At 47.9% G+C, this 19,818-nt stretch carries 18 protein-coding genes; 8 read left to right on the top strand and 10 right to left on the bottom strand.

Annotated features, from left to right (window positions below; all coding sequences use genetic code 11):
- Positions 1-5: 5 nt before the first annotated feature.
- From JIN82_RS11250 to JIN82_RS11270, 5 genes are all read right to left on the bottom strand, one after another.
- Positions 6-926 carry a cell division protein FtsQ/DivIB gene (locus JIN82_RS11250; RefSeq protein WP_200311748.1) on the bottom strand — a complete coding sequence of 307 codons (921 nt, stop codon included), beginning with the start codon at positions 924-926 and terminating at the stop codon, positions 6-8.
- 1 nt (position 927) lies between these two features.
- The gene (locus JIN82_RS11255; RefSeq protein ID WP_200311749.1) at positions 928-1,845 is read right to left on the bottom strand and encodes a D-alanine--D-alanine ligase; all 918 of its coding nucleotides are present in this window, start codon (positions 1,843-1,845) and stop codon (positions 928-930) included.
- 13 nt (positions 1,846-1,858) lie between these two features.
- Positions 1,859-4,156: a UDP-N-acetylmuramate--L-alanine ligase gene (gene murC, locus JIN82_RS11260; RefSeq protein WP_200311750.1), complete on the bottom strand. Its 2,298-nt coding sequence runs from the start codon at positions 4,154-4,156 to the stop codon at positions 1,859-1,861.
- A gap of 15 nt (positions 4,157-4,171) precedes the next feature.
- On the bottom strand, positions 4,172-5,254 hold the full coding sequence (gene murG, locus JIN82_RS11265) for an undecaprenyldiphospho-muramoylpentapeptide beta-N-acetylglucosaminyltransferase (protein ID WP_200311751.1): 1,083 nt from the start codon (positions 5,252-5,254) through the stop codon (positions 4,172-4,174).
- A 235-nt stretch (positions 5,255-5,489) separates the two neighbouring features.
- The gene (locus tag JIN82_RS11270; RefSeq protein WP_200311752.1) at positions 5,490-6,200 is read right to left on the bottom strand and encodes a hypothetical protein; all 711 of its coding nucleotides are present in this window, start codon (positions 6,198-6,200) and stop codon (positions 5,490-5,492) included.
- A gap of 287 nt (positions 6,201-6,487) precedes the next feature.
- Between JIN82_RS11270 and JIN82_RS11275 the strand changes: the two genes are divergently transcribed.
- From JIN82_RS11275 to JIN82_RS11295, 5 genes are all read left to right on the top strand, one after another.
- Positions 6,488-6,982 (top strand): hypothetical protein, encoded by a 495-nt coding sequence (locus JIN82_RS11275; RefSeq protein WP_200311753.1) that lies wholly within the window; start codon positions 6,488-6,490, stop codon positions 6,980-6,982.
- 97 nt (positions 6,983-7,079) lie between these two features.
- The gene (locus JIN82_RS11280) at positions 7,080-8,051 is read left to right on the top strand and encodes a hypothetical protein (protein WP_234041950.1); all 972 of its coding nucleotides are present in this window, start codon (positions 7,080-7,082) and stop codon (positions 8,049-8,051) included.
- The gene (locus tag JIN82_RS11285; protein WP_200311755.1) at positions 8,026-8,535 is read left to right on the top strand and encodes a hypothetical protein; all 510 of its coding nucleotides are present in this window, start codon (positions 8,026-8,028) and stop codon (positions 8,533-8,535) included. Before JIN82_RS11280 ends, JIN82_RS11285 begins: the two co-directional genes overlap by 26 nt.
- A 1-nt stretch (position 8,536) precedes the next feature.
- Positions 8,537-9,112 (top strand): PilW family protein, encoded by a 576-nt coding sequence (locus tag JIN82_RS11290; protein WP_200311756.1) that lies wholly within the window; start codon positions 8,537-8,539, stop codon positions 9,110-9,112.
- Positions 9,090-11,102 carry a hypothetical protein gene (locus JIN82_RS11295; protein WP_200311757.1) on the top strand — a complete coding sequence of 671 codons (2,013 nt, stop codon included), beginning with the start codon at positions 9,090-9,092 and terminating at the stop codon, positions 11,100-11,102. Before JIN82_RS11290 ends, JIN82_RS11295 begins: the two co-directional genes overlap by 23 nt.
- A 4-nt stretch (positions 11,103-11,106) precedes the next feature.
- Here the strand turns inward: JIN82_RS11295 and JIN82_RS11300 are convergent, their stop codons facing one another.
- From JIN82_RS11300 to JIN82_RS11310, 3 genes are all read right to left on the bottom strand, one after another.
- Positions 11,107-11,751: an HAD family hydrolase gene (locus JIN82_RS11300; RefSeq protein ID WP_200311758.1), complete on the bottom strand. Its 645-nt coding sequence runs from the start codon at positions 11,749-11,751 to the stop codon at positions 11,107-11,109.
- A gap of 88 nt (positions 11,752-11,839) precedes the next feature.
- A complete protein-coding gene (locus JIN82_RS11305; protein ID WP_200311759.1) occupies positions 11,840-13,282 on the bottom strand; it encodes a sulfatase in 1,443 nt (480 codons plus the stop codon).
- A 133-nt stretch (positions 13,283-13,415) separates the two neighbouring features.
- A complete protein-coding gene (locus JIN82_RS11310) occupies positions 13,416-15,677 on the bottom strand; it encodes a right-handed parallel beta-helix repeat-containing protein (RefSeq protein ID WP_200311760.1) in 2,262 nt (753 codons plus the stop codon).
- A gap of 117 nt (positions 15,678-15,794) precedes the next feature.
- Here JIN82_RS11310 and JIN82_RS11315 point away from each other — a divergent pair, with 117 nt between their 5' ends.
- The 3 genes from JIN82_RS11315 (at position 15,795) to JIN82_RS11325 (ending at position 17,848) form a co-directional block, all read left to right on the top strand.
- Positions 15,795-16,757 (top strand): L,D-transpeptidase, encoded by a 963-nt coding sequence (locus JIN82_RS11315; protein WP_200311761.1) that lies wholly within the window; start codon positions 15,795-15,797, stop codon positions 16,755-16,757.
- Positions 16,758-16,892: 135 nt separating this feature from the next.
- Positions 16,893-17,615, top strand: coding sequence for a PEP-CTERM sorting domain-containing protein (locus tag JIN82_RS11320; RefSeq protein WP_200311762.1), 723 nt, complete (start codon positions 16,893-16,895; stop codon positions 17,613-17,615).
- Between the two features lie 38 nt (positions 17,616-17,653).
- Entirely contained in the window at positions 17,654-17,848 is a 195-nt protein-coding gene (locus JIN82_RS11325; protein ID WP_200311763.1) for a hypothetical protein, read from the top strand.
- 1 nt (position 17,849) lies between these two features.
- On the opposite strand, the gene JIN82_RS11330 is transcribed toward JIN82_RS11325, so the two are convergent.
- Positions 17,850-18,497, bottom strand: coding sequence for a C40 family peptidase (locus JIN82_RS11330; protein WP_200311764.1), 648 nt, complete (start codon positions 18,495-18,497; stop codon positions 17,850-17,852).
- Between the two features lie 5 nt (positions 18,498-18,502).
- Positions 18,503-19,453 carry a L,D-transpeptidase family protein gene (locus JIN82_RS11335; protein ID WP_200311765.1) on the bottom strand — a complete coding sequence of 317 codons (951 nt, stop codon included), beginning with the start codon at positions 19,451-19,453 and terminating at the stop codon, positions 18,503-18,505.
- Positions 19,454-19,818 lie beyond the last annotated feature (365 nt).

Below are 19,818 nucleotides of genomic sequence, written 5' to 3' on the forward strand. Positions count from 1 at the left end.
GAGGTTTATTGATTGGAGGGGGTATTCGTCTCAGCAGGTAGTTCAGGTGACTGGACAAAGCGCACTGGGATGTTCTTATCTGGAATAAGGTTAATGTGTGCGATTTGTCGACCTGTTTTCTTGCAGTGGTTCTGCGCTTGCAGCAAATCAGAGAGTTGACGGTCATGGTCGTACAGGCCAAATATTGCCTCCGTGCCATCCATACAACTCGCTTGCATGGAATAAAAATTTAGCACCTCGACTTTGTCAAATCTCCACTGCTCATTATCCACTTTTTCTTGTGACAGCAGTATTAAATTGAGCGCCCGCTTGATCTCGGTGGAGCCAATCTCTTCGCCTAACTTGATTTTTCTATAATCTTCATCCGAGCATTTGATTAGCGGCAGGTCTTTGGCGTGTTGCCAATAATCAGCATGGCAGAAAAAGGGCACGCCCGATTTGTCTAGCAAAACGCCAGAACCTATCCTGCGCGAGCCGTCATGAGCAACCCAGGCGCGAGCTTCGCGCTCTTCTATCTGCACTTTGATGGTGCCTGGTAGAATGCGCTCAATCTCACAGCTGATGACTTCTGGTTGATCAAGAATGCGTTGACGCGCGTCAGGGAGATCAATGGTGAGAACGTTCGCTTCTGTGTCGATGTTAGTGAGTTGGAGAAACCTGCGGTGGCTGAGATAACCATCAGTTTTCAGCTCGAGCTCTTGTAGCTGGTAGGCTTCATTTTCAATAAACATCTCACGTACGCCAATCGCAGCGGCGACAATCAGGCCGGCGACGATAGCTAACAATAAGGTGGTTTTCATGGCAGACCTCAGAGCATGCATGGACTGGTGCATGACGATGCGCGGCGAGCTTACCTGCAAGTATTGCTTGCGGTAATCGCGGTCGCGGCGCGATCGTGGCGCTCTTGAGGTCCTGCGTTTTGCCATGTTACGAGCGTATAGTTAGCGAGAGTTCAGCTATTCTAATACAAAGAGCTGGGAAGTCGATGCCAGAAGCGGCTGCTGACTTAGGTAATAGGCTGCTAGCAGTCATACCGGGAATGGTATTTGCTTCCAGTACGTAAGGATTATTGTCGCTGTCTAGCAGGACGTCGACGCGTGAATAAACTTCGGTGCCGAGCGAGCGGTGAGCTTCTAACGCTGCCTGTTGGACTTTTTTTGTAGTCTCTTCATCGAGCTCAGCTGGGCAGAAATAATCGGTGCCTCCTTCGTTATTGAGCCATGGGTATTTATTGCTCATGTCATAGAAGCCACTGCGCGGGACAATGTGCACGATAGGCAGGGCTGTATCATCTAAGATGCCTACGGTGAGCTCTTTACCTTCAATAAATTGTTCGATTAGAATTTCCTCACCGTACTTGGCGGCGTCTTGTAGAGCTGGCTGGACGTCGGCTTGTTCTTTGACAATGTGGATGCCTACGCTGGATCCCTCGCGCGGTGGTTTTACCACGTAGGGAATAGGCATTTCTGGCTGCACGATGCCACGGCTACAGTCTATCATTTCTGATTTAGGTGTTGGCACACCAGCGGCTACAAAGGCTTCTTTGCTAGCTGCTTTATCAAAAGCGAGTCGGCTGCTAGATGCGCCAGCACCAGTGTAAGCGATGCCCTTGGCGTCGAGAATATCTTGCAGGGTGCCGTCTTCTCCAAAGGTGCCGTGAATCGTATTGTAGCAGAGCTCCGTGCCCTCAGGCAGCTCAAGTTCGCTGCTAGTGACGTCTACAGCTACGGCATTATAGCCAGCGGTAGTAAGAGCTTCTAACACAGCGTTTCCTGATGCGAGTGATACTTGGCGTTCGGATCCAGGTCCGCCCATGAGGACGGCGATGAGAGTGTTCTTATTCATGATGGTTTGTCAGTTAGAAATGGACTTGGTTGTCACCGATGATTTGCACTTCGGTTTCGAGATCGATGTTGCGTTGAGTTTTTGCTTTATCTTGGATGCGAGAAATCAGCTCTAGCACATCACTTGCAGTGGCTTTGCCGCGGTTGATGATGAAGTTTCCATGAGCCGCGGAAACCTGCGCATTGCCTTGGCTGGCTTCTTTCATACCGAGTTCGTCTACCAGTTTTCCAGCTGGGATTTCAGCTGGATTTTTAAAGATGCATCCGGCGCTAGCGGCAATGGGCTGCGATTCGCGGCGCTTTTGTTTCGACTCCGCGATGCGCTGGTGGATAGATGAGGTATCGGCGGGTGATCCGCGGAAGGTCGCTTGCAGAGCAAAGTTGCGGCGAATTTCTGGCACATTGCGGTAGAATGTTTTGATTTCGTCACGTGTGCGCGTGCGGATTTCTCCATCTTCATCGAGGAAGGTGACACTAACCACATGATCAAATGTCTCCCAGCCCATGGCTCCAGCATTCATGCGCAGGCCACCTCCAACATTGCCTGGTACACCTTCCATCCACTCCATGTCGCCAAGTCCGTTAGCTTCGGCTACGCTGGTAATCTTTTTAAAGCGCACGCCAGAACCAGCGCTGATGAGGTTGCCGTCCACGGTGACTTCGGAGAACTCGCCGCCTTTGGGATGAATAACCGCGCCGCGGATACCACCGTCTCTAACGAGGAGGTTGGAGCCGCGCCCAATCACGCGCAAGGGAATGCTGCGTTCGCGTAAGTAGTTAGTCAGTTTTTGAAATTGGACGAAAGTTGTTGGTTCTAGCCAGAACTGAGCTGGGCCACCCACTAACATGGTGGTGTGGCGGCGCATTGGTTCGTAGAGTTTGTGTTTCATTTCCCCGCAGAAACGCATCATTTCTTCGAGCGTCTGCATGTCGTTGGCAATCTTGGTGCCAGCTTCGTGAACGTTGCCAGCTCCCAGAGTGATGAGCAGGTCTCCTTCCGCTAGTTGGTTGCCGAGCTGGTGGTGAGCGCTGCTAACAGCACCAATGTACTCAGCTGGTGTATCGCCGTGACGCGCCATGGCGTCTACGATCGTTTGGCCGGTGATGCCTTCTATCGGCAGCTCGCTAGCTGGATAGATGTCGGTGATAAATACCCGATCGGCAGCCTGGAGAGCGGCGCCAAATTCATCGGCGAGTTTTTGAGTGCGTGAGAATCGATGTGGCTGGAAGAGCACAACCAAGCGCTTTGGTTTTAGTGAACGCGCTGTTTGTAGAGTAGCCGCTAGTTCTGTTGGGTGATGACCGTAGTCATCAATGATGCGCAGTGTTGGCGAGAGGTATTTGGTTTCAAATCGGCGCTTGGCTCCAGCAAAGCTAGAAAGCGCGCGGGCAATTTGTTGGTGGCTGACACCAGCTGTATCAGCAACTGCGATAGCTGCTAGGCTGTTAAGTACATTGTGGCGGCCTGGAATACCCAGCTCAATGCGGCCAAAATACTCGCCATTTTTTACTACGTCGAAATTCACTGTGCCACCAGTTTCTAGGATGTTAGTCGCTGTGAAATCAGCATTTTCAAAGCCGTAGGAGATGGTGTTTTCTCTATCGGCATTGAGTTTGCTAGCAACTGGACAGCCGGCAAAGTAGATGATAGGGCCAGATGTTTGGCTCTGCAGCTTGGTGAAGACCTCGCAGATATGATCTAGGCCGCTGTAAAAATCGAGGTGTTCTTCCTCGATGTTAAGCATCACGGTTATAGCTGGCTGATAGAGAGCGAGCGTGCCGTCACTTTCATCACCCTCAGCGACCATCAATTCGCCAGCCGGATCCCAACAAGCATTGGTGCCAAGAACTGGAATTTCGGCTCCAACATAATGGCTAGGTTTGACTTCTCCCTGGCGCAGAATGTGAGCACACATCGCAGAGGTGGTTGTTTTGCCGTGGGTGCCGGAGATGATGATACCTTTTTTGGTATGCAAGATGGCTGCTAGGCATTCTGCGCGGCGCATGGTTGGAATACCTAACTCTGTGGCTCGCGCGTAGGCTGGGTTTTCTGGACGGATGGCTGATGAATAGATGACGACTTCGGCGTCATCGACATCTTCGGCGCGATGCGGGCAGGAGAACATGAGGCCTTTGTTTTGCAGGCGTTCGGTTTCTCCGCTAGTCACTCGGTCGCAGCCACTCACTTTGTGGCCCATTCCCAAGAGCAGTGAAGCGAGTCCGCTCATTCCTGATCCGGCCACACCTATCAGGTGGACTCGCATCGGCTGGTCAGATTGGGTAAGTTTGCTGCTGAGGTCGGATATTTTCATGAAAATTCTGTTTTATTAGGCTGATTCGATGGCGCCACAGATCTGGCTGGCGGCGTCTTTGATGGCAATAGAGGCTGATTTTTCTGCCATTTCAGCGAGCTGGTTACTTTCAAAAAGGATTTGGGTGAGGTCGGCTAACAATGACCCGCTATCAAGATCTGCTTCCTGGCGCAGTAGTGCTGCTCCAGCATCGGCAAAAACTTCAGCGTTTTTGGTTTGGTGGTCGTCAGCGGCGTATGGGTAGGGGACTAGTATGGAGGCCATCTCCAAGTAGGAAATTTCACTCAAGCTGGAGGCGCCGGATCTGCATATTGTTAGGTCGCTGGCAGCGTAGGCGCTAGGCATGTCGTCGCAGAATGAAACAACGTGGTGGTTAGGGTGAGCGGCTGCAAGCTCGTTGACGCGATCAAAATCACGGTTTCCAGTTAGGTGGAGGAATTGCACATCAGGCATAGCTGACGCTGTAGTAGCGACTACGGTATTGAGCTGCTTGGCGCCCTGGCTACCACCCATGACGAGGATGGTTTTGAGCTCAGGATTGAGTTTCCATTTGGCTGCGGCGTCATCTCTGCTAGGGAGTTTGGTTAGCTCGCTGCGCACAGGAGTGCCGGTGATGACGACTTTGCTGTTGGGGAAGTAGCTGGATGCTTCTTCCAGACCTAGAAAAACGGCATTACACCAGCGGGAGGTTAGTCGATTTGCTTTTCCCGGTAGAGCGTTGGAGTCGTGGACAAAACTTTTCAGTCCCAATTTATGAGCCGCGTAGACAGGGGCCAGCGAGGTGAAGCCGCCCATGCCAAGCACGGCATCAGCATTGAGCTCTTTGAGGATTTTTTTGCACTGACCAATGGTTTGCCACATCTTCGCCATGAAGGGCACCATTTTGATAGAAAATGTAGCTGGTTTGGCAATCGCAGGAATTGTGCGGAAATCTAGATCGCCGTATTTGCTAGATGCTTGAGCGTCTACTTTTTTCTCAGAAATAAGTAGGGTGACAGTGTGGCCGCGGCGGCGCATTTCTTCTGCTACGGCGATACCGGGAAATAGGTGGCCGCCTGTTCCTCCGCAGGCGATGACTACATTTAGTGATGATGGCATTCTCGATGAGTGGTGAATGCGCAAAGTATGAGAAAAATGGATATATTCAGCAACGCTTAAATACTAATTTGCTGGAGGTTCTGCAGAGTGATAGCAATTTCTCAGATGGTGAGAGGGAAAAATTCTAAAAGTCATCACGAGTCTATCAGAATTGTTGGTTTTTTGAGCTTGAGAAAAATAAAAGAGCGGCAGAAATTCTGCCGCTCTTTGTAGGAAAGAATGATGTTGTTATAGTTTATTCAAAGGTGACGAGAATCACGGCATCCTGGAGATCGTAGTAACTGTTATTTTCTTCTCCAATGTATCCGTAGGCTTCAAAGAAATAGATGACTTCGCGGCGGCCTAAAGTAACGTTTCCATCTTCATCGATGAACTTTTTGATGAAGTCTGCCGCGTCGCCTTGACCACTGTGACCAGTTACATCTGGAGCTTCATCTCCATCGATGCAGGCAACAAGAGTTAGGTACTTGCTGTTTTTATCCAAGTTGGTAGCACGCCAGTTAGCTCGGCTGCCGGTGTAACCATCTTGTTTGATGCGGAAGTCGATGCGGGTATTGCTGTTAACTACCTCACCTGTGCTGTTTGGGCCGTTAAGCACTTTTTCTGGTTGCACGTCACTACTTACACCTTGGAAGATACGTTGCCATGAGCCATTGGCTCCGACTCTGTACTCTACATAAATGTCACCTCTGGTCATTTCTGCAGCTTTGACGCGAATCATCATGCGTAGGCCGTCTACAGAGATTTCTATGGAGCCATCTTCTTCATCAATATCAACGATATCTGAGATGTCTGGGTAATCAATGTCCCATTCAACTTGTGTTTTACTTCCCCAACCCACTGAGTCAGGTACAATGAGCTTACCCGTAGGAATCTCATCATTAGCGGCGACTGTGAGCGAGAATAGAGCGGTCGCTAACAGGGTGATATAGCTTTTAATCTTCATACTTATGTTTTTGTTATGTTAGTATGAGGGCTTTTTTGTTCCTTCCGACAAAATCTAATTAGGCCCCTTGGACAGGACATGTTAAGTACTAAAATTAACGATTTAGTTCCAGTCGTTTGTTTCGGTTAATTTCTATCAAGCGATCGTATAAGTCGGTCATTTAATTGCGTTTGATAGATTTTATGTTAAATCGATTGACGGGTTGTCTGATAAGTTCATATTTGAGTGAAGGAAAGGGGATGCTAAACTGTTTTAGTTTGTCTGTCTATTTCTGATAATTTAATATTATGAAGGTTCTAACTATTGTAAAAAGAGCCCCCCATAACTTAGTTGCATTGCTTCTATCACTTTCACTGGCTGAAAGCGTTGTAGCTCAAGCATCGAAGGTTGAAGTCGTCGAGTTGCAAACTGAGACAGAGCCGCGAAGCAGGCCACAGTCTCAAACTCAATATATAACTGACAGCTCTAAACGTTACACCCGCGTGCCTAAGGGGGCAATTGTCTATCTACCGGAGCATATGCAACGGTTTGTGTCGGAACAAATGCCGCAGCGCGGTGTTGGTTATAAATATGTGAAATGGCAAGAGTTCACTAAGATTAATCGCAACCTTCTGACGACATTTGAGTTACCTGATAGCTTCCTAAGTCGTGACGTGGAGGAACCCTACACGGAAGATGAGTTAATCCGTTTTACCAGCCATAGCCGGATTGTGGTAACGACTCGAGGAGGCAAACCGACTCGAGCTGGAAATAACCCTCGGTTGATGAATACTAACAAATAATCGCAGGACAATGAAAAATAAAATATTCACCTCATTTGGAATCACACTGTTAGCTATAAATACCCTACTAGCTAGCGAACCAAGGTATTATAACTACATGAAGGAATTTTATTTCCTACCTGATGGTACAGGCCCTTGGGAGACCTTACACGACGGCATCGGCGTGAATGGTACTGATGTTTCTCAGTATAATATCTATGGGCAAGGAAGTTATTTTGAACTCTGGTGTGATGATACCGAGTTTAGTGTTCCTCATCTGTTGGATACCAAACTTGTGGGGCCAGCAGTGCCCAAAGCTGACATCGCGATCACTACGGTGGATCCGTATGTTGGAGATTTTAGACGTACCCGTGAAGATAAGGGGTTTAGCTATCAAGTCACTATGTCAGGCATGGTGGTAGATGGATCTAGCGAAGAAGGTAACCATATTCGTCCAGACGTTGTGCACCTGATTCATGACTTCATCGACTGGGGAAATAGCCACACTGTGGACACTAACCATAAGACCCGTGAACTAAAGGGCAATGGATCGACTGCTACCTACAATGAAGGTCAGCTTATCTCCTCTGGTTACGGTGAAGAAAAAGTCTACGTTAGAGCCGTGCTCGATGATGGAGATGGTGAGTATTCCAATCCGTGGATTGGTGAAGAGTTTCCTGAGTTCCTCGTCTATAAAAGAGAGACCGTTAGGGTTTTCCCTTACCCTTATGTTGCCTTTATAGGCATTACTAACGGTGAGACATTCACTTATGATATTCCTCAATGTCAGGTAACTGTGAGAAATGCTTATCCTGACAGTAGGGTCTTGATGAAGGCGTATATGCCAAGCCAGCAGTCGACCACCGAGAAGATTTTGGATCAACGGACTAACGGCAATTATGGATCAACGATCAACTACACGCTTTTCTCACCAACTGAGATGAACAAAGCGATAGATAGAAACGGGACTTGGACTATTGAAGTGATAGATTATTCACCAATCAGCCCTGAAGGAGAGTTGCGCTCAAAGGTGACCTTCAATGTTGATAGACGAATTTCAGTCAATGCAGATCTCCACACAGCACAATAGTAAGTGTGCTTCAAACAAGACGGTGCAGCGTGTGCGCCGTCTTGTTAAAGGAAGCGCTTTGGTGGAGCTTGCGGCGTCAATATGTCTGCTTGTTAGCTTCGCAGGCGTCACCATGAAGACGACTTACTCGAATCTATCAGCTAGAAACTGGGTGGTAACTCAGACGATGGTAGATGCCTATATGAATGTGATTGCTACGGAAGCGCAAGCAATTGCTTTTGAAGAAATTGATGACTTTGGCAGTCATTGGCCTGAGGCCAGTGAGATGAGAGAGACTGAAGTCGAACTGGGTAAGTTATCTTATGGTAAGCCGTTTATGGCTAAATTATACCAAGCACGTATGCCTGTTTATTCCTCAGCGGATATGAATGGTGATGGCGGCGATTATCTTAAGATGGACACGTGGCGGTTGCGCATGGTTATCAAATACGAAATTGATGGCAGGTCGTATGCGAGTTCTCGCACTGTAGTTAGAAATAAATAGTATGAAAAGAATGTCCCCAGCGAAGTCAAAAAGAAAGCTCAAAGGGTTCACTCTGGTAGAACTAACTGTAGCGATAGGTGTTAATCTAGTTATCATTGGAGCAGCGCTTGCTGTGTTGACCCAACAGAGCGCTATTAATAATGAAATCCGTAAGCGGAGTTTCATTCCTGAGCAGGCACCACAGATAAATACTGTGGTGAGCAAAATGATTAAACGAGCAGATCGTTTTCAAATTTATAAAGATGTGGCGGCCGCTCAATCTGCAAATGCAGCTACCAGTTTAGCCGATTGTTCTGCAATTTTGTTAGTTTATCGAGATTCTATAGGAGGAAGGGTTTTTGGGTTAATTGGCGTGGAAGAAGTCGGCGATCAGGTGAACCTTAATTATTATCTGAATTCAGGTTCAGGTTGGGGGGGCGCGCCTAGCTGGAAAATTGCTAGCTGGGGGAAATCTGATACGATCAAAGATAACAACGATCTACCATTTGATCTTTCGGTAGAGAATGGAGTTCTACGGATGAAGTTAACAGGACCATTAGATGAGGAGGTTACTTATGCATCATTGTCAGCATATTAAAAATTCTACTCGTGCTGGATTCTCTTCAGTGCTGAGTATTATCACGATTTTCATTATCGTTATGGGGCTGGTTGTTGTGGGTACCAAGCGTGCAATGTTAGGCCTGGATACAAAACGTGATTCATTGCTGCGCTCTGATTACGCGCAAAAGGAAGAGGCCTTCCAACAAGCGCTGCTGCGGATCTTACCTGAGCGGGCGATGAAAGGCATGGACAGCGGTTCGAAGATTGGCAATGAAGATGACCTTGTCTCGTGGAGTCGCATTTTCAGAGATGCCATTCGCGATGCCAATGCGGCTAACGATGCTGGAGATTTGAGTGATGATATTCTCAGTAAGATTCTGGAAGACGGGGTGATCTCTGGCAATACAGGCTCAACGGAGCTAACTGTAGCCAATTTTAACACCGCGAGTGTGAAAGATCTTCAAGGTGTTAGTGGCCGTGCTACTTCGATTCCAATTGCTGGTCATGATTTTCCTCCTGAGTGGTCGGTGCTAGCTTCTGGTCAAACTTTGGATTCATTAGGCCCTGTAGTTAGCTTGAATAAAACTTATACAAATGGAGGTTCTAGTGGAGATGCCTTTGGCATGGTTGAATACCCGAATGTACGCTTTGGCTATGCGGAAGCGGGCAGTGAGATTGTAGCACGACACAACTGGTGGGCTATCTCTGTTGATTTTTCTGAAGGAGATAGAGAGTCGACAGGGATTGCAGATGGAAAGAAAAAATATCTACTATCACTTTATGAAATACCATCTCAGTTACCGATTACTGCAGATGCTTTGATGGAATTTGGTAACTGGGATAGGCAGAAGGTCACCATTGATGGTAGAGTTTATGCCTCTTCAGCAACTCAGGTCGGCAACCAAGTGGGGACTCAAGATATAGCGGGCATAGCTACTCGTGATGGTGTTGATTTCTCAAACATGTCAGTGATAGAAGGCATTGATGATAGTATGGTTTCTCGTGACGATTTTGAGGCTCAGCATGCAAACCTATACGAGGATGAGATATTTTTTCCTATTTCACAAGTAGGTGATGGAACCAAAGTAGCGTTCTTACCAATCAACCCAGGTAGAGACTTTTATACCGACTACTATGTTGATGGCGCTTATGATGATTTGAATTCTCATTCAGATTCAGCTTGGGATCAATATGCTAGAGGTTCGAAGAAGTGTCAGATTCGTGTGGTTATTGTTGATACTTCTCCAATGACCAGTGAGTATCCAGCGCAGGTCAATACGATTAAAGTGTTAGCTAGAGGGGCTGACGGTTCTGATGTCGTTAGGTATTATTACCGCTTGGAGTTTCCAGAGGTATTGGACACTAGTCACCCTGGGGCACAACATATAACGTGGGAGACATCGAGCCAAACCTTCCCCTTCTCTGTGGACGAAATCGAAAATATTGATGGTAATGGAGGTGCTCAGAGTTCGTTAAATATTGATTTTGCTAAGTTAGCTAACTACATCACGAACGACCTGAGCTTATCCTTGGATGATAATCATACTTTGGTAGTGACTCATCAAGCAGCCGCTCGAGATGGATACTATGTGAATAGTGAACGCTTTAGCTTTCCGCCCGATGACGATGATATCGCTCTAGTGATCAACGGCGCGACTGACATGACGGTTTGGGGAAACCAGGGGTTTTCGTTAGTCAGTAATATGAGGACCTACTTTGATAACGACTTTAACGTCGTCGACCGAAGTTCAGGTGCTGGTAGAGGCAGCCCTCCTCCCGTGAGTATTTTTACTCCAGAGCAGCGTTTCAGTACTCTCTATATTATGGATGTTGATATTACTGGCCGCATACATGTGGTTCATACAGAGACTGGCGAGAGTGTTGACCCCTTGGAAATACGCGGACGTGATGGCACGGTTAATGATAGTAGTACTTCTAGCTTTAATCTGGGGCAGATCAAACGGGTTGAGGATCTACCGCCGATCTTCTTTATGAATTGGCTAGTCGTTATCCGAGAACTACGTTAGGCAATTAGATAGCATCTATCAGCTGACAGAGATGTTGTGGGCTTTGCGCTATCTGATTGGCCTGGCTAGCAGTGAGTTCATCAATGGAACCGTACCCCCAGCTGACACCAATGCTTTTGATATTGTTGTTAGTGGCTCCGATGATGTCGTGTTTGCGATCACCAATCATAACAGCTTCGTCAGCTGGGATCTCATGGCGCTGCAGAATGTAGCTGATTAGTTCGGTTTTATCTGCACGGGTGCCGTCGAGCTCGGCGCCGTGGATGGCAGTGAAAAAATGATCGATTTCAAAATGGGCGAGAATTTTTTCAGCAAAGACACGCGGTTTTGAGGTGGCTATGATGAGCTGGTGACCGTGTTCTTTTAGCTCTGCTAGAATCTGCGGAATGTGCTGGTAGAGCTCATTTTCAAACATGCCCACAGTGGTAAAATATTCGCGTGAGATGAGCACGGCATTGCGCGCCTCGTCATCATTGTCTGTGTCTAGCAGCTTCTTAAATGACTCTGGCATGGGCGGGCCAATGCACCATTTCAGCTCAGCTGGATCAGGTAATGGTTGGCCAAGTTTTTCAAGTGCGTAGATGAAGCTGTTAGCGATGCCGGTAAATGGGTCGCTGAGTGTGCCGTCGAGATCAAAGAGCAGAGTCATAGTAGCAGGTGTGCCGCGAAATATAGGGGGAAATAAAAACGGTGCAAGCCGAACAAGGCCTGCACCGATTGAGTTGATAGAATGACTATTATTTAGCCGGCCAGACCTTGCGATGCTCAGCGGTCATTTGCTCAACCATTTTTTCGTATTCTGGATCAGTTGATAGGTTTTGGTTGCCAGCGGGATCTTCTTGTAGGTCATACAGTTCGATGCCAACGATTTCCTTGTTTTTATCTTTTTCCCAAATGGTGAATCGATAGCGATCTGAGCGGATCGAACGGCCCATGACAGGACCTTTTTTCAGCTGGCTGAAGGCAAATTTGCGTGCGGGTAAGGATGGATCTTTGACTAAGGGAACTAAGCTAGATCCTTCACAATGTGCTGGCGTTTTGATGCCGCTGGCCTCGCAGAGGCTTGGGTACACATCGAGAAATTCTACCAGACCATTGACGCGAACGGCTTTCTTTTGTCCGGCTGTGCGCAGGATGAGAGGGGCGTGGTTAGAGCTTTCCCAGTTGACGCCTTTAGCCCAAGTATTGTGGTTGCCGAGTTGGTAGCCATGGTCACCCCAAATCACAATGACGGTATTGTCGTAGAGACCAGCTTCTTTGAGTGCGCTGACTACTTTGCCGAGTTGTGCGTCTACGTAGCTAACACATGCTAGATAGCCATGTATGGACTGGCGCATTTGCGCTTCAGTTAGCGGGTGCTTTTCTGGAATATCGCTGTAGCCGCCAAGCTCTCCAACAGATTTTTTTAATGCGATCTGTGGAGCATCTTTTGGGTAGTAGTTGTTGTCAGCCAGAGGAAGCGCATCGCGGTCGTACATGTCCCAGTATTTCTTGGGCGCACACCACGGGAGGTGTGGGTGCCTGAAACCCAGCGCCATAAAGAATGGCTTGTCTGAGCCAGAGCGCGCGAGAATTTCCTTAACCGCTGCATCGGCAGCTTGGCCGTCGCAGTAAGCATCATCAGCAACATCTTCTAGCTCGATAGAAGGTGGTAGGCCCTGAGATTTTTTTGGATTGAAAAAGGTAGCTGCTAGTTTCTTGTTTTCAGGACGAATGTGGTCTAACCACTTGGTTTTGAAATACGGCTTTGACCAGCCATCATTCGGGCCTTCGCTAGCGTGATAGATTTTGCCGATACCGATGACGTCGAAGCCTTGCTGCATGAAGTATTTATTCATGACCAAGGTGTCAGTTAGTTCATTGTGAGCTGGCTGGTTATTTCCGTAGACCCCAGAACTATCTGGGCGCAGGCCGCTCATCAAGCTGGTGCGTGAGGCGTTACAGATGGGGTACTGGCAGTAGGCTCTCTCAAATACAGTGCTTTCTTGTGCCAGTTGGTCAATATGGGGAGTTTTGGCTAGCTCGTCACCGTAACATCCAAGTGCTGGCATCAGGTCGTCAATGACGACCATCAGCACGTTTTTTTTCTCCTCAGCGGCTATGGAGGCAGCTGAACACAGCAAAATCCCAGCTGTGAGCTTGAGCATTTTTGCCCAATGTTTGATTCCGAATTTCGACATATCGTTCATTAAGTGGTGTTAAATGAACGATAGTATGATGTTTATTGCAGCTGTTAGCGATCCTTTGTTTACTCCTTATGTTTCAGCTGGGGATGAGCCAGGAGCCATTCTCTAGCTGGCGCGATGTCTTTACTTAGTTCTTAGCTGGTGAGATCTCAATGAAATCTAGCGGAGCTCTGGATTCGCCACTAGCTAGAGCCTTGACCATGATGCGGTCGTATTTTTTCAGAGCAACGTTTTTCAGGTGATGGACAGCAGGTTGTGGGAGGTCTTTGATCTGGCTGGATGCCCACATCCAGCTTGGGTTAGCCTCGGTGCGGTCGTGGTCACATTCGATTTCAAATCTGTAGTTAGCAGAGTTTTTCTCGCCGCCATCAAAGAGAACATCACGCAGGTAGCCGACTTCGATATCATAGCTGCCGTCTTCACCGGTAAAGATAAACTCAGCTTCAGCCCATTGTGGGTTGCCTGATAGATGATCAGTAATCAGCCCTGCCATGGCGACAGCCATGCCGCTAGAAGCTCTATCAGTAGGCATTTTTCTATAAAGGGAAAGGTGCATGTCCTCTGCTTCAATGCGCGAATCCGCAGTAGGCATGGCGAGCTGTTTAGCTCTGAGTTGGCGGAAATCATTTTCTAGGCCAGCTTTGGATTTCACCTCAGCTAGGAGCGGCGAATCAGCTGGAATTGGGGTATTGATCATTGGGCAGTATTCGGCGCCTTTGTTCTGAATGTTGATACGTGGGCCAGTGACTGCGTTGTCTTTAAAGATGATGAATCGGCTTTGAGTTTCTGATTTAGGTCCACCGTCGGTGTATAAGTTGCCTGTCCATGTACGATCGATTCCGTGGCACCAGTTTTCATAAATATAGCTGTTTTGGTAATCTGGATTTTGTTCAGGGTTTTCATCTTCTGCACTGATTCCCTGAAGCCCGAATGTATAGATATTGCCGCCGTCATTCATCGTCTGCATGCTGCGATAGATGTGGTTTCTGCGGACGATGTTGCGGCGCATGCCAGTGTCTCTAACTTTCAGGGTATTGCGTCCTGTTTGGATGCCGATGTATGGCACATCTGAGATGTCATTGTGTTCAACGATGACGTCTTTATGGAAAGTACCTCCAGCGATTCCCTGGGCGCTAAAGTAGTTTCTACCAACCAGGCGAATGATGTTATTCTTCACGGTGACAGACTCAGTTTGTACAGCTGGGTCAATGCTCATATTCATGCCTAACTGGATGCCATTACCCATGATAGTATGGAACACATTGCCTGTGATTTGGGCATTTTTGAAGGTATCAATGATGAGTAGACCACTGTGGCCAGCAGCTTGTACGGTGTTGTTGCTGAACTCGATGTGATGCGCGTTTCTAGCTTCTACCATGCCGCGCATTTTTGGGCCGCGACGTAATCCCTGAGTTAGGTCTAAACCCATGTGATCAGGATCTAGCCAGTTGGTGTGCTCTAGGGTTAGGTTGCTGATTTTGATGTGCTGAGTAATTTTGTCGTCAGCTTGGCCAATTTGAATGAGCGAGACGATTTTTGGCGCAACGATATCTAGCTGGTTAGGATCTACTCCTGGCTCAGGGATGTAGTAGACCACTTGCTCTTGAGCATCGTGGTACCATTCGTTTTGGTCATCTAGCAGCGCGTAGTGACCTTCGAGAAATGACTCTCGTTTGGCGTAGTGGTGGGCGCCAGTATGCACGAGGTTTTCGAAGTTAGGCGAGTGTGCAAAAACTTGATCGCCCTCGGCTGTGTACGAGTCAATGCGCATGCGGGTATGGTACCATACGCCGTGGATGATAAGCTCGAGCTGTTTGCAGTCAGCTGGATCAATGGCAAATCCTTCGATTTCTTTTTTATCGAACTGGAAGTGGTGTTGGTTGAAATCGATCTCGCGGTTGAGGAAGTAGGGTTGCTGTGAATAATAGTCTAGCTGGTTTGGGTGGCGAGCGCGCACCGCATCTTTGCCGTCAACGTAGAGCTGGCGGAAATTGCTGCCGATTGGTTTGCTACTGGCTTTCCAGATGTTTTTCTCAGCATCGTGGATTTCCCAGTTATTAATTTTTCTGCCGCCGCTGATAGAAACGGTGGCTCCATCTTGGGCGCTCAGCGTTGTGGGTGAGTCTGCTGATCCTGACCAGTTAGAAGTTATGCGAATCGGTTCATTGGCCTCGTAATGGCCAGCTGTGAAGATGATATTTAGGCTAGCCTCAGGGTCTAGGGTGGCGACTTTGCCATTGAGACCGTCAATGTGGCCGGGGGATTCTTGAGAGAACGATTGACCTGAGCCGTCTGGAGCTAGATAGATATCGATGGGGCCATCAGCCATTAGTGATGAACTGGTGAGCAGACTAGCTGAAATCGTAGCGAAAATGAATCTTGCGCGCATGATTGTATAGCATCAGGTTTTTTGTAAAATTCAAGCGCAGGTGAATCTATCAATTTTGTCAGATAGAAACGGATTTGGCTCTTGACGCATGCTAATGAAATAGAGAGAACACTTTTGATGAAAACGTTTATTAGAGTATTTCTAGCTGGAATTTTTATCGCGGCTAGCAGTTTGATTCCTTCATGTGCCCCGGTGAGCACGCAAACTAAACTGCAGCCGGGGCAGTACGAGTGGAATCCTGAGCGGGCGACGAGCGGGCCAGTATTGATGGTTGTTAGTATCGATGATCAAATGGCTTATGTTTACCGCAACGGCATACAGATTGGTCGTTCAACAGTAAGTACTGGCCGCGAAGGTAAGGAGACGCCAACCGGTGTATTTACCATCTTGCAGCGCAAAGTGGAACATGAGTCCAACATTTATAAAGGCGCTCAGATGCCATACATGCAGCGTCTAACTTGGTCAGGCATTGCGATGCACGCTGGTCAACTTCCCGGCTACCCAGCCTCTGGCGGGTGTATTCGTCTGCCATATGAATTTTCACAAAAGCTCTATAGTGTAACGGCTAACGGCACGACCGTAGTGATTACCAAGAAGAATACTATTCCTTCGAGCTCATCCACCCCAGCGAGTGTATTGTTAGCTTCCAAATCTAAGACTGGCGAAAAAGTTCATCCAGATCCAGAAGGTCGCATTGTTTGGAATCCATCGAAGTCTCCATCAGGTCCTGTGAATGCGGTGATCAGCTATGGTGATCGCACGATTTATCTGTTCCGCAATGGTGTTGAGATTGGTCAAGCTCCAGTTGGCATCCACGGGACAGGATCACTTCCTGAAGGTGTTTTTGTTAAGTTAGAATCTCCTGGAGGTGTGCCATCATGGTCAGTACTGAGCCTCAAAGGTGGCTCCATCCGTGGTGATGTGGCTAAGGGAATTAAAGATCGCATTACCATCCCAGCGAGCTTCCGTGCTAAAGCGGGTGACCTGCTAGCTCCGGGTAGCATCTTACTGATCACCAAAGAATCTAGCAATGCCGGAACTCGTTCAGGTACTGATTTTGACATCATGAAACCTGAATAGCTTTCATTTCACCCTCAGCTTAGGCAATGGCTGAGGGAGGAAATTTCTAGCTGGCTACCTCGGTAGCCAGCTTTTTTTTTGGCTCAGCCAGATGGCTTGCATTAATAGAATTTCGTATTACTTTACCCATTAGCTATGAACGAGTTTTCAAAGCCATTTGTGTTTGCTGTGATTGCTGGCGGGCTGGCGACTCCGTGTAGCGACGCGGCTATCTTGCGTGATTATCAGAAATCGATCCTCAGCGACCCTGACGTCGTTCTAGCTACAGCGATTCCTGCAGCGGATAAGTCAGGAAAAGCTGATGTCGTGCGCACCACCTCAAACAAATACAATAAGACCGGGCAGGTGATTGAGAGTAGTGCGCTGGATGGCGATGAATTTAATATCTCGTCAATGGTGCTGCAGGCTGGCAGTAGTGGCTCTCTTCCAGATACTGGCATACACCAAATGGAAGTCTGGATAGGCAGCTGGGATGATTCAACAGATTCGCCTGGAGCCGTAATTCACAGTGAAGTCTTTGATCTAACTGGATTTGATTACCAAGACGGCGAATTTTATGAATTTGTCTTCAGCTCGACATTCGATCTAGCTGCGGGAAGTGAATACACCTTTCAGACATGGTGGACGAGTGATGATGCCAGCCACTCACTCAGCTGGGAGCGAGCCAATGGTCAAGGCATCATCGCAGGCGGATTGATTAATGATAGCTCCTCATCAACTTCATTTCCATTTTCTGATACCCCTGAGCCAACACAGGATCTTGTTTTTGCATTTATTCAAGTGCCAGAGCCGTCGAGTGCATTGCTCAGTCTAGCGGGCATGAGCTTGTTGTTATTTAGACGTGGGCGCAAACATTGAGCCTTGAATAGGAGGGTTTTGTTAGCTAGTTAGCTTCTATGAAGTTATGTTTGATGGTTGTAAGCTGTGGTTCTTTTCTTGTTCTATTCTTATCTAGCTGCGTCACTGAGCGCACGGTGACTAACGAATCTGGTGATGTCTTATTGAAAGAGACAGTGGTTAATAAGCCATTTGAGAGTGAGGCAGAAAAACAAGCAGAGGTGCAAGAAGAGCTTCGCCAGCATGGATGGTAGCTTAGCTGCTAGGTGGCGACCCGTAACCAACAAATTTTGATTTCGACTTTGAGCTAGGAAGTTTGAAGTCGAAAACACCAAACCCGCAGCGCGCTTTTCCTTGATAGCTGCGACCGTCGCTAGAGCCTATCATGATGGCTTTGCCCCTTGCTTTTTCTACTCCCAAGTACATCTGGACATGAGTGATTTTATTAGCGCGTTTGTCTTTAGGGGAATAGGTTCCAGACCAAAATAACAAATCGCCTGGCTGGAGATCGGCGAAGGCAGGGTCATCTAGCGAGCTCGTTCCAGCTGGCACGGAATGAATTTCGCCAGCTGATTTGAGCCATTCGTATTGTGCCGATGAGCTACGTGGTGGCTGGTAGCCACATTGCTTTAACAGATAGAAGATCGAACCTGAGCAGTCGAAGCCACCTTTGCTAGGGTCGGCGCTGGCGTAAACGTAGCTGTTGAGTTTTAATTCCTTAGCTTCGCTTAGCGAGGTGTCTACCAGCTTTTTCTGAGCTGCCGAGAATTGTTTATAGTCAGCAATATCTTGGCTGGCGACGAGGCCGGGTAGTGGTCTGTTGGATGGATTTTCTGCGTGACTGCAAGCAGCCAGTAACCAAGCGCCCAGTAGACCTGAGACTAGATAGTGGGGAAGTTTCATGGTATCTACTCGGCTTTTTCTTCCTTGTGGCCAATCAGAATACTAAAGTCGTTTTGGCTGCGTTTGTTAGCGCCTGAGCTTTCGTTAGTAACAATCAAGTTAGTTCCTGGCCCAACGACTTCTGTGAGGTGTTTCTGGAAGGCGGCTGGCATCTTGAACCACTCGTTGAGTTGGTTTTCGTGGTTGCTTTCGTGTCCACCTACTTGTGTCCAGCTAGCGGTTTTCGTACCATCGCGGCCATTGTTTTGCCATTCATGGAAAACAAACGCGCTGGTGCCTTTTGGCCTTTTATCAAACCAGCCTGTGTGCACGGCGCATTCACCAATGGCATGGCCATTGCGAATGACGTAGAGTTTTTTATCTGCCTGACTATATAACAATGACACTGGCCCAGCTGGAGATGCCTGTGGGTTCCAGCTGAATTCACCATCCGTACCTGAGTGGAAGCTCAAGCTATGGCTGCTCGTCACTGGCACACTTGGCGTATCATTAGAAACGACCACTGTGGTTCCTTTGTGAGTCAGGGTGAAAAGCTTTTTAGCAAATTCATAGGGCAGGTGGATGCAGCCGTGTGAGGATGGATAGCCAGGTAGGCCACCGGCATGTAGCGCTACGCCATCCCAGGTCAACCTTTCAGAGTAGGGCATGGATGCATTGCCGTAGGTTTTAGAGTGGTGGTCAGCGTCTTTATTGAGAATTTGAAATACTCCAGTTGGGGTTTCGTGCCCCGGTTTGCCTGAGCTCACTTCACAGTGGCCAATGCGGATACCGTTTCGATAGACCGCAGCGACTTGGCTTTTTAGGCTAACAGAGATAATGATGGGACCTTCTTTTGAGAGCTCAGGGTGCCATGAATAACTGTCTTCGCTGTACTGGCGATCTTTGTGTTGGGCTAGGACGGAGGCGGCTGAGAGTCCAGCTAGGGTTAGGGTGAGTAGGAGATGTTTAGCTTTCACAATAAACTTTTTAGAGTTCAGCTAATATGATGACAAGAGGATTTTCGTTAGCTGGGGTGTTTGAATTGTTTACGGTGATGCAAAATCAGCTGGAATTTGCGAATTCTCTATGGAGGCTAATTATCGTGTATGCACGATTTTACAGCCGCTCTAGCTGCCGTAGCTAGGAGCGCAGCAATGCACTCGTAATTAATGGAGTGGCGGTTCATGTCTGTCTGGCTGCGCCGTTTTTTTGTGACGAATAGTACGCTTGAGATGGATTTTTTCACGGCGCGCTGGGTGGTTCTTTTTTCTGATCCAGCTTACGTTTCTATCATATCTAATGCATGAGAGCTGATGCATCAGGTTTGATAGAACAAAAAAAA

The sequence above is a fragment of the Persicirhabdus sediminis genome (assembly GCF_016595495.1).
Taxonomy (GTDB): Bacteria; Verrucomicrobiota; Verrucomicrobiia; order Verrucomicrobiales; family Akkermansiaceae; genus Persicirhabdus; species Persicirhabdus sediminis.

What these genes read in the sequence shown, in the direction of transcription:
- murG (WP_200311751.1), bottom strand. Translation starts at nt 5,254, where the DNA reads ATGCCATCATCACTAAATGTAGTCATCGCCTGCGGAGGAACAGGCGGC.
- JIN82_RS11315 (WP_200311761.1), top strand. Translation starts at nt 15,795, where the DNA reads ATGAAAACGTTTATTAGAGTATTTCTAGCTGGAATTTTTATCGCGGCT.
- JIN82_RS11255 (WP_200311749.1), bottom strand. Translation starts at nt 1,845, where the DNA reads ATGAATAAGAACACTCTCATCGCCGTCCTCATGGGCGGACCTGGATCC.
- JIN82_RS11280 (WP_234041950.1), top strand. Translation starts at nt 7,080, where the DNA reads ATGAAGGAATTTTATTTCCTACCTGATGGTACAGGCCCTTGGGAGACC.
- JIN82_RS11270 (WP_200311752.1), bottom strand. Translation starts at nt 6,200, where the DNA reads ATGAAGATTAAAAGCTATATCACCCTGTTAGCGACCGCTCTATTCTCG.
- JIN82_RS11325 (WP_200311763.1), top strand. Translation starts at nt 17,654, where the DNA reads ATGAAGTTATGTTTGATGGTTGTAAGCTGTGGTTCTTTTCTTGTTCTA.
- JIN82_RS11250 (WP_200311748.1), bottom strand. Translation starts at nt 926, where the DNA reads ATGGCAAAACGCAGGACCTCAAGAGCGCCACGATCGCGCCGCGACCGC.
- JIN82_RS11285 (WP_200311755.1), top strand. Translation starts at nt 8,026, where the DNA reads ATGCAGATCTCCACACAGCACAATAGTAAGTGTGCTTCAAACAAGACG.
- JIN82_RS11275 (WP_200311753.1), top strand. Translation starts at nt 6,488, where the DNA reads ATGAAGGTTCTAACTATTGTAAAAAGAGCCCCCCATAACTTAGTTGCA.
- JIN82_RS11320 (WP_200311762.1), top strand. Translation starts at nt 16,893, where the DNA reads ATGAACGAGTTTTCAAAGCCATTTGTGTTTGCTGTGATTGCTGGCGGG.
- JIN82_RS11330 (WP_200311764.1), bottom strand. Translation starts at nt 18,497, where the DNA reads ATGAAACTTCCCCACTATCTAGTCTCAGGTCTACTGGGCGCTTGGTTA.
- JIN82_RS11290 (WP_200311756.1), top strand. Translation starts at nt 8,537, where the DNA reads ATGAAAAGAATGTCCCCAGCGAAGTCAAAAAGAAAGCTCAAAGGGTTC.
- JIN82_RS11310 (WP_200311760.1), bottom strand. Translation starts at nt 15,677, where the DNA reads ATGCGCGCAAGATTCATTTTCGCTACGATTTCAGCTAGTCTGCTCACC.
- JIN82_RS11300 (WP_200311758.1), bottom strand. Translation starts at nt 11,751, where the DNA reads ATGACTCTGCTCTTTGATCTCGACGGCACACTCAGCGACCCATTTACC.
- JIN82_RS11305 (WP_200311759.1), bottom strand. Translation starts at nt 13,282, where the DNA reads ATGTCGAAATTCGGAATCAAACATTGGGCAAAAATGCTCAAGCTCACA.
- JIN82_RS11295 (WP_200311757.1), top strand. Translation starts at nt 9,090, where the DNA reads ATGCATCATTGTCAGCATATTAAAAATTCTACTCGTGCTGGATTCTCT.
- murC (WP_200311750.1), bottom strand. Translation starts at nt 4,156, where the DNA reads ATGAAAATATCCGACCTCAGCAGCAAACTTACCCAATCTGACCAGCCG.